Raw genomic sequence first — 13,223 nt, forward strand, 5'->3', positions numbered from 1 at the left:
TACATGACAAACCTACAACTAAAACAACTAGAAGATAAACTCTGGGACTCTGCAAATGCTATGCGTGCACATGGAGGACTAAAAGCTTCAGATTATGCTGTACCAGTATTAGGATTAATCTTCTTGAAGTTTGCCGAGAATAAATACAGCCAACACGAGCCTGATATTCTAAATGAATATCAAAAGGATAAAGGCACTAGAATGGAACGTACCATTCAAGAAATTGCTTTAGCTAAATGTGGATTTTATTTACCAGATAATGCGAGGTATGATTATCTGTTAAAGTTAGCAGGCAACAAACGAGCAGAAGCTTTGCGAGATGCTATGAAAGGCATCGAAAAGTACCAAGATGCTAAATTTCAAGATGTATTGCCTGCGGAGGCTTATTTTGATATTGAAAAGAAGAAGGATGATATTCTACCGGAACTATTAAAATCATTCTCAGACATTCCTAAAGATGCTTCTGGCGATATATTTGGTAAGATATATGAATACTTCTTGGGCAAGTTTGCCATGAGCGAAGGACAAAAAGGAGGTGAGTTCTTTACACCAACTTCGGTGGTCCGTTTTATTGTAGAAGTTATAGAACCTTATAAAGGTAAAATCTACGATCCTGCTTGTGGTTCTGGAGGTATGTTTGTGCAATCTGCCGATTTTATTGCACACGAAGGGCATGATTTAAATGATATCTATGTGTACGGACAAGAATATATGGGTGAAACCGTTCGTTTGGCAAAAATGAACTTACTCGTTCACAATTTACGTGGCGAAATTACCGAAGCTAACTCTTACGATAGTGATCCTTATGATGGATTAGGTAAGTTCGATTTTGTTATGGCAAATCCACCATTTAATGTAAAGTCTGTAAAAGAAAGTACGGTTAAGAACGATGAGCGTTTTTACAAATACGGTTTACCAAAAAACAAGGGAAAGAAAGACGATAAAATTTCGGATGCCAATTATTTATGGATATCCTTATTTGCAACCTCATTAAATAAAAATGGACGTGCAGGTTTCGTAATGCCTAATTCAGCTTCTGATGCTAGAAATTCAGAATACGATATCCGTAAAAATATAGTAGATTCTGGTATAGTAGATTGTATGGTGAGTATGCCGACCAATATGTTTTTAACAGTAACCTTACCTGCTACGTTATGGTTTTTCGATAAACAAAAAGTGAATACAGATCGTAAAGACCAAATCTTGTTTTTAGATGCTCGTAATGTGTATAACCAAATAGACAGGGCACATAGAGAATGGACTACAGAAAACCAGCAAAATTTGGCAGCTATTGTACGTTTATATCGTGGTGAAACTAAGCGTTATTTAGAGCTAATTGATAAGTATATAAAAGAAGCAGACCAAGCTAAAAACAACATTGCACTAGCAAAAGAGGCTCTAGTCTTACAAATTGAGAAGGTAGTTGATAGTCTGAAACAGCACATTGAAGAAACTAAAGACAGTAAACGTACACCTGCTAAAGTAAAAGCTCTAAAAAAAGCTGATTTCTTTAATCTAGTTGAAAATTTTGCAAGAAGTGAATTTAAAGAAAATGAAAGAGTATTAAATAATCTATCATACCCTATTGAAAAGACACCATTAGATAACGAAGCGCAATTGGAAGTAGCAGAACATTTAAAATGGAATGTTGCGCAAAATAAACGAGAAAGTGATGCCTTAAAACTAGATGTCAATACGCTATTAGAACTTTATAAAATAGCAGACAAAAATCTAAAGTTATCTTCAGATAAAATTTGGAGTAAGTACGATTTAGTGAAAGCCGATAAAAACCTAGAAGAGTCATACCAACTATATTTAGAAGCTACAGAGGAGGCATCGTATTGGGTAACAAACATAAATTGGTTGCAGACACATTTCCCAAAAGCCAAATATGAAGACGTAGTAGGGTTATGCAAAATGGCAAATAAAACGGAGTATGTTGAAGAACAAGATTATTCACTCAATGCAGGAAGGTATGTCGGGGTGGAGATACAAGATGATAGTATTACAGAAGAAGAATTTCATAAACTTTTAATTGAAAGAAGAAGTAGGTTTGAAAATTTAACAAAGAATACATTGAAAATTGAAGAAAGCATTCTTAGCAAGCTTAAACAAATTATAAATGAATGATTAATTTGAAAAAGAGTTTACGATTAAAATTTTTGGAAAAAAATAAAGGAGATTTAGTTTCTGGTCCGTTTGGATCTAATATTTCAGCAAAATATTTTGTCGATGAAGGCATACCTGTAATACGAGGAAATAACCTTAAGTCAAAATCAAAATATTTTATAGATGACGGATTTGTATTTATAACTGAATCAAAAGCAAAAGAGCTAATAAAGTGTAAAGCAGTCAAGGATGATATTATTTTTACAGCTGTGGGTACAATTGGTCAAGTTGGTATAATTCCAAAGAGCACCAATTTTGAATATTATATTATATCCAATAAACAAATTAGGTTAAGAGTAGATAAAGATAAAGCTAATCCTTATTTCATTTTTTATCAATTAAGATCGAAATCATTACGTAAATATTTGGAAGGTCAAAATAGAGGCAGTTCTGTCCCTTTATTAAATTTAGGAGAAATAAGAAATGTACCTATCAAACTTCCTAATCTTCTTACCCAGAAAAAGGTAGTCGCAATACTTTCTGCTTATGATGATTTAATCAATAATAACTACCAACGAATAAAGCTATTGGAAGAAATAGCCGAAGAAATCTACAAGGAGTGGTTCGTTCGATTTCGTTTTCCAGAGTATAAAAATGCTATATTTTGTGATGATAAAGGGAGTGAAACGCCCCCTCAAACGATTGGGTCCTTACCCTATGGTTGGAGGAAGATAAGGTTTCGTAAATTTATTAAACTGAATAGGGGTTTTGATTTGCCTAATGAAAAGATAATTCATGGAAAATACCCTGTTGTTGCATCTACTAGTATAAAGGCGTTTCATAATGAATATAAAGTCAAAGCTCCTTGCATAGTAACAGGTCGATCAGGGTCTCTTGGTTCAGTACAATTTGTAAACCAAAATTCGTGGCCTTTAAACACAAGCCTATACGTAAAGGATTTTATGGGTAATTCGGTGTACTTTGTATATTATTTTCTCAAACTTCTCAATCTTGAGAGGTATAATTCAGGAGCTGGGGTACCAACATTAAATCAAAATCACCTACACGGAATTCAATTGAATCTTCCTGATAAATCATTACAACAAAATTTTGATGAAATAATAGCGCCAATTTTCATGGAAATCGACCTTCTAAATAAAAAAAATAAACTCCTTCAAGACACCAGAGATTTAATATTGCCACGTTTAATTAGTGGTAAATTGTCTGTGGAGGATTTGGAGCTAGAAACGTTACATATATAAGTATTGGAACAATTACCGTATCAATTATTACTTCGGGTATTATAGCCTTAATAGGAGGTGTTATTACATTTTTAATTCAGGAAAGAAAACTGAAATTAGAAAGAGAAAGGATGAGAAATTTGTTTCAATTAGAACGCGAAAAATTAGAAGAACAATTTAAAACTGAAAGAAGGGCAGATTTGGCATTGTCAAAATTTTTAAATCATGTGAAATTTAACCGAAGATCTTTTGAATATTTAAGTGAAAAGATGGGTGGTTTTGAATCTGATGAACTGAGACGTATGTTAGTGAGAAATGGTGCTGTAAGAAGTTTTGGGAAGGATAATGTCGAATGGTGGGAATTACTTGCCGAGTATAAAGTTGAAAAATAAAATATGGCTAGTTACGATTTACAAGACCCATACGATTTAGATATTATGCGCTCAGATTTTGACGCTATAAATGAAGATGAATGGGAAGATTATATTCAATTGGCTATTGAAAAGAAAATTGGGTTTAAAAATGTAGGGGCTTTAAAATCAGCAAAAAAGAAAGCTGGTATATCTAAATACTTATCTGACAAGATGATTAAATGGGCTTTATCCATTGTAGAAGATTTAGAAGAACGCATAGAAGATGATGAGAAGGATAAAAAGTCTGAAGCATTTATAAAATCCTCTAGTTTTAATATGCCAAATTCCAATCTAACGCTACGAGTTGCATGGCATGATAATAAATGGAATGGTACTATATGTAATGACCCAGCAAACAATACCTATTGTAACGGGTTCCATTCTCTTTTGTCTGAGCGTATTAGAAAACGTAAGGATGAAAATATGGCTAAAGAAATTAGTAATCGCGGTAAAGCTATTTCTAATATAGATTACTTACCACCTTGCTTTTGGTCTGCAAATTTGTTCAGCGAAAAATCTATTAAAGTAAAGCATGACAATCCTGCTGCACCAAATTTAGAAACAATAGAAGAAAAGTTACCTGCTAACTCCATTTTGAGCTGGCCATTTGCGGTTTCTTTTACACGCACTCAAAAAGAACAAAACGAGAGTGGTGCATATCCAAAGAATTTAGAAAGTGTTCGTATTCCTAGGTTTAATGCTAAAATTCATGAAAACAAAAGTATTGCATTTATGTATGCTAAGTTTTCGAACCCTATTACGGAGGAAGAGCAACAGTATTTAGTGGTTGGTGCAGGCATAGTAGATAATAAACAACAGGCTTCAGACATTAAGCATTTTGGACCCGCATCTGAAATTAAAAGCATAAAGGAGCGACCTCGTGGTAATTTCAAATATCGAAATTTTCCTAGCATGAACTGGGCTATGCGATTTAGCTTTGATAATTATGCTACAGTACGTATGCCTTATCACGAATATTTAGATGAAGCAGAAAGGTTAGAAGAAACCGATAGAGATGAATTCCTGAAGAATATCAAAGTAGCGATATCTGAGCCAGAATTAGAATGGTGCTTTAAATATGTTGCTATGGATATTGGTGACGATGAAGCGATTTATATTCTTACCAAAATGCGTAAATCACTAATGACCTGCAGAGATGATGGTGTTGTACCTGTGGAAGAAATGCAAGAGCGCATTGAAAAAGTAGAGAATTTACTAGAAATGGCATGGTCTTCTCGGTCATACTTCCCAGGTTTTGTTAGTATAAGCCGAGTTTTGTTGCATCAAAATGATGAACCAGATTTTCCATTAGAACAATTTTATGAAGATTTTAAAATAGATGCGCAGCAACCAGATAAGGAATTAGAACAAGTTTTAAATGCCCCAAGAACTCAAAATTTATCTAAAAAGGTTGAAGGTTATTTAATAGACTTAGTAGATAGACTAGCCCAAAAAGGACTAACGATTGAACAGTTTTTGAATTTAGCTATGCTAAATTTAAAACCATTTCAATTTCAAAGGATTTTAGACGGTAAGCTTCGACTTTCTGATGATTGGATTCGGAAATTTGATGAAAGTGTCAAACGCTCTCATAACCCAAATGATATTATTGAAAATCCATATCTACTTTATGAAGATTACGAATATTGGCCAGATTCACACGATGATGTTTATGGAGAAGAACTAGATGCACCAATAGACATATTTAAAATAGACATAGCATATTTTCCGCATCCAAATTTCCAACCAAGAATTGACCTACAACGGAAAATGAGTTTTATTGACAAAAGGCGTATTCGGGCTTTAATCGTAAGACATCTTAATACTTTAGAAAATTCAGGAGATTGTTTTGCCGATGCAAATGCACTTCAACAAGTAATGGCAAATTATCCCCTTTATTATGAGATAGGTAAGGATTACCAAGTACCACCTCAATTTTTTTACCCCATTAATTCAGAATACGCAAATCATTTTCAAGATGAATATAACAAGCTGGTTTTGGTTGAAGAAAATGATACTATGTATTATTATTTATCTGAGGTTTATAACGCCGAAAAAAATATTGAAGAGAAAATACATGAATTACTAAGGGCAAGTTCTAATAGTGATGTATACCCAGAACTAGATGACTATTTGAATAAATCTGTTTTAAGATTAAAAGAAAATATTGGAGATGAATTTGATGAAGTAGGGTTTAGAGATGAAAGGAATAACCTCTATCAAAACATCTTTTCACAAAAACTATTTGTTGTGTCAGGTAATGCTGGTAGCGGAAAGTCTTACGAAATACTGAATATATTAACTCATTTAGAAACTAATCAGAATCAAAAGTATCTATTATTAGCACCTACAGGTAAGGCTGCGTTAAGATTAAGTTCAGATGGAGATTTTCCTAATATAACAGCCTCTACAATTGATAAATTTATTGCAGACGTTAAGTATCATAAAATATCTAGAGCAACAATCAAACAGTTTAAAAATGTAATTATTGATGAAACATCAATGGTTGATTTGTTGAAGTTCGAGAAACTACTTAAAATCTTCAATTTTAAAGAACCTTCTTTTAAAAGATTAATATTGATTGGAGATTCTAATCAGTTACCTGCTATTGGATATGGTCGTGTTCTAGCAGATGTAATTAATTATATAAGGTCGTCAAATAGTCATCAGAATAACTTCATTCAATTAGAAACCAATTGCCGTTCTGAATTAAAAGATAATCAGGTACTTGATTTGGCAGAGGCATTTAAACAAAAGGGTGAACTAGAACCAAATCTAAAGCGAAAGTTTGATGATAAGGAAATTCAGATTTCAAATGGTTTTAGAACCCGTTATTGGGAAAGTAAAGACAAACTGTATATTCAAATTACCGAGGAGTTTAAAAAATTAGCAGCTAATGAAGGGATAAATGGCAATCTCCATGAATCTTTAAATCAAATACTTGGTTTGAAATCAAATGGAGATATTATAAATTCTAAGACTGGTCTTGAAAATTTTCAAATTCTGTCACCGTATCAAGCGCAATTTTCGGGAGCCAGTAAAATAAATGATTTTATTCAAACTGAATTCAAAAAGGGAGCTAAGTATGAGTTGCGCAAAAACCTTTATAAAAAATCTGATAAATTAATTAGAACAAAAAATTACTATCAAAACAAGAAATTATTATTATCAAACGGTACACTCGGATTTATAGGGGGTAAAAACTACAGAGAGAAATTTTTTCATGAAGATAAAGAAGGGTTGAAAAATATACCATTCTCAGATATTAGAAGCATGGAGCAAGAATTTTTTGAATTGGCTTATGCTGTTACTGTTCATAAATCACAAGGAAGTGGGTTTAATCATCTATTTGTAGTCATACCGGCTCGATATGGGCTATTATCGAAAGAATTGATTTATACAGCACTTACAAGAACAAAAAAGTCGATCACTTTATTTCTACAAGCCAACTCAGAAAAATCTAAAAGTGTTTTAGAAATAGCAATGAGTAGGTCATTTTCAGCAAGTAGAAGAACAAGTTTAATGTTAGACAAACCCTATCGTTTTTATGATTTAGAACCTGAACCTGGCATTTACGTTGAATCTAGAATTGAATTACTCATATATCATCTACTTATGAAAAAGAGAGATGACCTAGGTAAAGACATTTTTGATTTTGCATATGAAGAAAAACCAATAATTGATGGTGAGGAAATCAATATAAAAACAGATTTCACAGTTTACGTAAATTCAAAAGAATGGTATTGGGAGCACCTTGGTTTATTAGAGCAACGCAAGTATTCTTGGACATGGAAAAATATAAAAACAAAGACCTACAAAGATGCAGGCATATGGAATAACGTAATTTCTACGGATGAAAGAAATGGAATTAATCCACTTAAAATAGAAACCATTATAGATTTAATTATTGAAGACAAAGTAGAAACAGAAGACAAATACCACCGGTATTCTAATCATCATTATTATTTAAGATAGTATGGCATTTCTAAACGAATCACATATTGAAGACGCAGACATTCAGTTTTACTTGAATGAATTGGGCTACGACGAACATATTAACGCCTGGGAAAAGAAACTGGTAGGTCGTAACAACCTAAAAGATGTTGTCTTGCGTGACCGTTTGCGAATCAGTCTGGTGAAATTAAATCCCAATCTCCCTGAAACTTGCATTGAGAAAGCTGTTTATGAGCTCTGTAAAAGCAGGGTGACCATGACGCCAGTATTAGCAAATAAGCAAGTCTATCAACTAATTAAAAACGGAATTCCAGTTTCTTATAAGAACACTCAAGGTAGAGAAGAAAATGGCTATGTAAAGGTTGTAGATTTTGAACACCCAAAATCTAATGATTTTGTAGTGGTTTCTCAATTGAGTATTGAATACCTTCAAATCGAAGGAATTACAAGAAGGCCAGACGTACTTCTCTATGTGAATGGTTTACCCTTGGTAATGATAGAACTTAAGAATGCCACGGAAAAGGTGAAATCTGGCTACGATACCAATTTAAGACGATATAAGCGGGATATTCCGCAACTGTTTTGGTATAATTGTTTCACCTGCATATCTAACGGTATACAAACTCGTGTTGGTGCTTTCAATGCACCGTGGGAACATTTTTTCTCTTGGGTCAAACTCCAAGACACAGCCGTTACCCATGACCAAATGAACCGTTTAGAAGTAGAGGCTGAAAGTGAAGCCAGTAAAAACAGACTCAGTTTGGAACTTTTTAGTAAGGGTCTTTGTCAAAAAGAAAAATTTCTAGACTATTATGAAAATTTCACCTTGTACTACAATGATAAAGTAAAAATTATTGCAAAAAACCATCAGTTTTTAGGAGTCAATAATGCAATTGTGGCTCTAGAAGACAAAGAAGATAGACAGGGTAAGTTAGGCGTGTTTTGGCATACGCAAGGTTCTGGTAAATCATATTCTATGATTTTCTTTTCCCGAAAAATAGAACGTAAAGTAGCGGGTAATTGGTCCTTCCTAATTATCACCGACCGTAAAGACCTTGATAGTCAGATTTATCGCAACTTTAAGGATACTGATACTATAATCGAAACCAAAGAACAAAAAGAAAATTATTACCGACCAAGTTCGCGTAAGCACTTACAAGAATACTTGCAATCGAATCGAACATTTCTGTTTTCACTTATTCATAAATTCGGAATTGAAAAAGGAAAAACCTACCCGCAATTAACGGATAGAGACGATTGGATTGTAATTGTAGATGAGGCACATCGTACCCAGTACAAAGGATATGGTGAAAATATGCGCATAGCGGTTCCCTATGCCCAATATATAGCCTTTACTGGAACACCTTTATTACGGAGTGAGTTGACCAAAGACTGGTTTGGCCCTTATGTTTCCGAATACAATTTTGCACAAAGTATTGAAGATGGAGCTACCGTTCCACTTTATTATAAGAAAAGCGTACCTAGGGTAGAGCAAGTAAATGAGGATTTGGTTGGTGATGCAGCGCAAATACTGGAAAATGAAAATCTTACCGAAGAACAAAAAAAACAGTTAGACAGGGAATATTCGACCTTAATGCAGGTAGTCCGTAGGGAAGACCGACTAAAGGAAATTGCAAAGCATATTGTGCAGCATTATCCGTACCGCTTAGATATGGAGGACTCAGAAGGCAATAGAAAGCCCATGAAAGCCATGGTGGTAAGCATAGATAAGTTTACTGCTGTGAGGATGTATGAGTTTGTTCAAGAGGCTCAAAAGGAGGAAATAAAGCAATTGCGTAGAAAAATTCTTATAACCACAGATTTTGAAGTAAAAGAAAGATATAAGAGAGCCTTGACCTTTATGGAAGAGACTCGCATGGCAGCAGTAGTTAGTGGAGAAGGAAGCGAAGAGGAAGAAAAGGAAAAATTTGAAAAAGAAGGTTTAAACATTAGTCCTCATAGGAAACTAATGGATTACCCTGATGAAGATGGCCGTAATATTGAAGACTATTTTAAAGACCCAAATAGCACGTATCGCATCGTCTTTGTAACAGCGATGTGGCTTACGGGTTTTGACGCCCCTGCTGTTTCTACGCTCTATCTAGACAAACCTTTGCAGAATCATACCTTAATGCAAACCATTGCAAGGGCAAATAGGGTTTTGGAAGGGAAGAAAAACGGATTGATTATTGACTATTTTGGCGTGTTCAGAAATCTCAAAAAAGCTTTGGCGGCTTATGCAGAAGGAACTAAAGGCAAACCAACAGATGGCGATGATGATGAATTCCCAGTTAAAGAGTTCGAAGAACTATTAGAACTTTTGGAACAGGGTATTTTAGAAGCTAAAGTATTCTGTAAAGACTTAGGTGCAGACATAGATACGATAATCAACTTAGGAGAAAAAGGCTTTAAAGAAATTGAATTATTTCAAGAATACGCTAATCTCATTTTAGCTAAAGACGACCATAAACGCCAATTAGGCCTTTTTGTAAATACAATTGATGGGCTATATGACTCGGCAAAACCTGAGATTTATGGACATCCAAGAATTAAAAAAGCAAGAGATGTTTTTGAGTACCTTAAGAAAGTAGTGGACCGTCATGTTGATCAAGACGAAGCTGTAGAACGAGCGAAGCAAAAACTAAACAAGCTTTTAGATAGCAGTGTATTGGGCAAGGGAGATCTCCAAGAACCTTCTATTTCCGATAATTATATTATAAAATCTTCAAAACAGATTGATTTAAGTAAGCTCGATTTTGAGAAGTTACGTGCCGCATTCCCAGAAAATAAGCATAAAAATATTCAATTTGCAGACCTCAGGGAATTGATGGAGATGAAACTCAAAATGATGATTGCTCAAAACAAAACAAGAGGATCATTCCTAGAAAGATTCGAAAAAATTATCGAAGATTACAATTCAGGGCATTTAGATATAGAAGATGTTTATGATGCAATGACTGATTTTGGAAAAGATTTATCAAAAGAACAACAAAGAGCCGCATCCGAAGGACTTACTGATGAGCAACTAGAAATTTACGATTTACTAAAGAAGAAAAAGCTAACTAAAGAGGAGGAAAAAGCTGTTAAGTTGGCAGCTACTGGGCTATTAGAATCTCTTTTTGACGCAAAGAATAAAATATTGATTCAAGAATGGCATAAAGAAAAAGCTACCCAAGAAATGGTACGCCAGGAAATAAAAAAGATTCTAAACGAAGCTCTGCCAGAAAGCTATGACCGTAAAGTATTCTCAGAAAAGACTGATGTGGTATTTCAGCATTTTTATGAATTGGCGGAACAGGGTAGGGGTTTTTCGGCTTGACAGTCGCTGTGGACCATCACTAGAAAGGACTTGAAGAAATGATGAAAATAAATTTTGTTTTAATTAATCATTATATTCAATATAGATACCGATAATTTAATTTTTCCTAAGTTAGTAGGAGGGAGGTAACTAACGATTTGATATTACACAAAATCAATAGTTTATCTCAGGTTTAAATAGCAATTTCTAAATCTTTTAATTGTAACAAGGACTATAGACAATCAACCCAAATTAGAATTAAAAAAAGTAAAAATTTAGTTTGAATCTTTACCAGAAAAAAGAAAGTAGGAGGATAAATCAGGCTACTAGAATGACTTATCACTCCTGTTCAATAGAAGGAAATTCTTTATCTGAAAACGACACATTTAATTTAATTTTTCAAGAACTATAAAAGTAATTTAAATGAATGTTGAAACAATTATATAGAATACTAATTTCAATTTGACGTCGACAGCTAAACTGGCAGAGACCAAGTATATAGAATAATAAAAGGTTTTTAAAACCACCGTAATTATGAATATAGATTTTACTAAAGAACAGCATAATTATTTAGAGAAGCTAATCGCTTCTGGTGAGTACGAAAACATAAATGATGTACTAAAAGATGCAATCAGTCTACATTCTGAATACCGCCAAAAATCCATTAAAAATTTTCAAATTGAAGTTGAACGAGGATGGTCAGGTCCGGGTAGTAAAAAATCCTTAAACCAAATTATAGCCTCCAAGAAAAATAACTAACTCGTTTAGTATAGGCTCTATTACAAATTGAAGTAATTAAATTTTCATGAACCTTAATTACTTCAAGAAAATTGAAAAAAGTAAAATTTCATGAGTTTTTCACGAAAACCTTCATAAATTAATAACTTAAAGTACTGATAATTAATAATTTAAAAATGCAGTAAAGCAATAATGAGTATATTTTAAAATCCAATATAGGATATTTTAATTTGACGTCGACAAATGGAATTATTTCGTAAGATTTATATCAATTAATATTTTGGTGAAAATTTTACTTTCAAAGAATAATGAAAATTCACATATTTATTTAAAATCTATATTTTAAAATCACGTTTTCACAGAAAATTCACAAATTGATTACACCTAAATTACTACATATCACTAGCTTATAAATATTTTTGTGAATAATAGTTCAGATTTTAAATAATGTCGGTATAGATTTTAATTGAAGTTTGACAGTTTCTCGCTGGGTTTCTGAGAATTTGAAATTTTCTAAAAAGTTTATTCTGTTTACAAATATTGAAGCTATGTAAATTAAAAAGGTTGATGACCCTGTTGGTAATTCTCATAAAAGCTATAAACTTGAGGGATATTTTACATAATAGAATTATAGCCTACAGCTATACACACGGTTTCAATTCTAGATACACCAATCTGTTCTATAATTTATATTATGTAAAATAGAATATTTAAGAACCTCCCTATTAACCTACATTTACCAACGTTACATTTCATTTCAATCGCCCACAGCATAATTAAAAACTTGTAAACGATTTAAGAGAAACAAAAAAAACCGCTCATTGATGAACGGTTTTAATTCTAACTAATCTAAACTAATCTCTTAGAACAGACCTTTTGCTTTGCTAAGCAAGTCACCAGCATCACCGCCAACTAGACCGCTAAGACTTTCTAAACTAAAAGCAGAATCTCCTGCTTCGTTAGATAAAAACTTCTCTTTAAGGCTATCCACCAGTCCTGGTGCCACGTTACCAGCTTCTGCCTCAGCTTCACTAGCACTCATTCCTTTCTCCTGTAGAATCTCAGTAAGTTTACCTTTCAAATTTTGAACAATACCACTGTCTTCAGTCGCATTTCCATCGTTAGAAAATAAGCTTGTTACCGCACTTAGGTCTCCGGAGCTTACTTTCTCCATAAGGCCATCTATAAGTGATGAAGCTCCTTCTTCGGCAGCACCACTGGTTGCTTCAGAACTTAAAGAATTTGCGCCCATTTTTTCTTGCAATTTTTGAATTGCCATTTGTTTTAGTTGATCTAACATAGTATTTAGTATTTATAGTTAATAATGGTGTTATTCGTTGTTGAACAAGGCTTTACAAGTTCGTAATTACCTTGGTTGTTCTTTAAAGATAATAGATAAATATTAGAATTGACTATCTATAAACAAGAACCGGATTTAGCAAAAAAAAAGCCCGTCATTGCTGACGGGCT

General features: G+C 33.4%; 7 protein-coding genes. 6 read left to right on the forward strand and 1 reads right to left on the reverse strand.

The window, feature by feature from the left end:
* Window positions 1-3: 3 nt before the first annotated feature.
* From IWB64_RS16425 to IWB64_RS16450, 6 genes are all read left to right on the forward strand, one after another.
* Complete coding sequence (locus IWB64_RS16425) at window positions 4-2,130, forward strand: type I restriction-modification system subunit M (protein WP_194535040.1); 2,127 nt, start codon at window positions 4-6, stop codon at window positions 2,128-2,130.
* On the forward strand, window positions 2,127-3,371 hold the full coding sequence (locus IWB64_RS16430) for a restriction endonuclease subunit S (RefSeq protein WP_194535041.1): 1,245 nt from the start codon (window positions 2,127-2,129) through the stop codon (window positions 3,369-3,371). Before IWB64_RS16425 ends, IWB64_RS16430 begins: the two co-directional genes overlap by 4 nt.
* A gap of 110 nt (window positions 3,372-3,481) precedes the next feature.
* Window positions 3,482-3,742, forward strand: coding sequence for a hypothetical protein (locus IWB64_RS16435; RefSeq protein WP_194535042.1), 261 nt, complete (start codon window positions 3,482-3,484; stop codon window positions 3,740-3,742).
* A 99-nt stretch (window positions 3,743-3,841) separates the two neighbouring features.
* Window positions 3,842-7,738, forward strand: coding sequence for an ATP-dependent DNA helicase (locus IWB64_RS16440; protein ID WP_194535043.1), 3,897 nt, complete (start codon window positions 3,842-3,844; stop codon window positions 7,736-7,738).
* A 1-nt stretch (window position 7,739) separates the two neighbouring features.
* On the forward strand, window positions 7,740-11,036 hold the full coding sequence (locus IWB64_RS16445) for a type I restriction endonuclease subunit R (protein WP_194535044.1): 3,297 nt from the start codon (window positions 7,740-7,742) through the stop codon (window positions 11,034-11,036).
* 513 nt (window positions 11,037-11,549) lie between these two features.
* Complete coding sequence (locus IWB64_RS16450; protein WP_194535045.1) at window positions 11,550-11,774, forward strand: ribbon-helix-helix domain-containing protein; 225 nt, start codon at window positions 11,550-11,552, stop codon at window positions 11,772-11,774.
* 841 nt (window positions 11,775-12,615) lie between these two features.
* Here IWB64_RS16450 and IWB64_RS16455 read toward each other — a convergent pair.
* On the reverse strand, window positions 12,616-13,053 hold the full coding sequence (locus IWB64_RS16455) for a hypothetical protein (RefSeq protein ID WP_194535046.1): 438 nt from the start codon (window positions 13,051-13,053) through the stop codon (window positions 12,616-12,618).
* Window positions 13,054-13,223: the final 170 nt, after the last annotated feature.

The sequence above is a fragment of the Zobellia nedashkovskayae genome (assembly GCF_015330125.1).
Classification (GTDB): domain Bacteria; phylum Bacteroidota; class Bacteroidia; order Flavobacteriales; family Flavobacteriaceae; genus Zobellia; species Zobellia nedashkovskayae.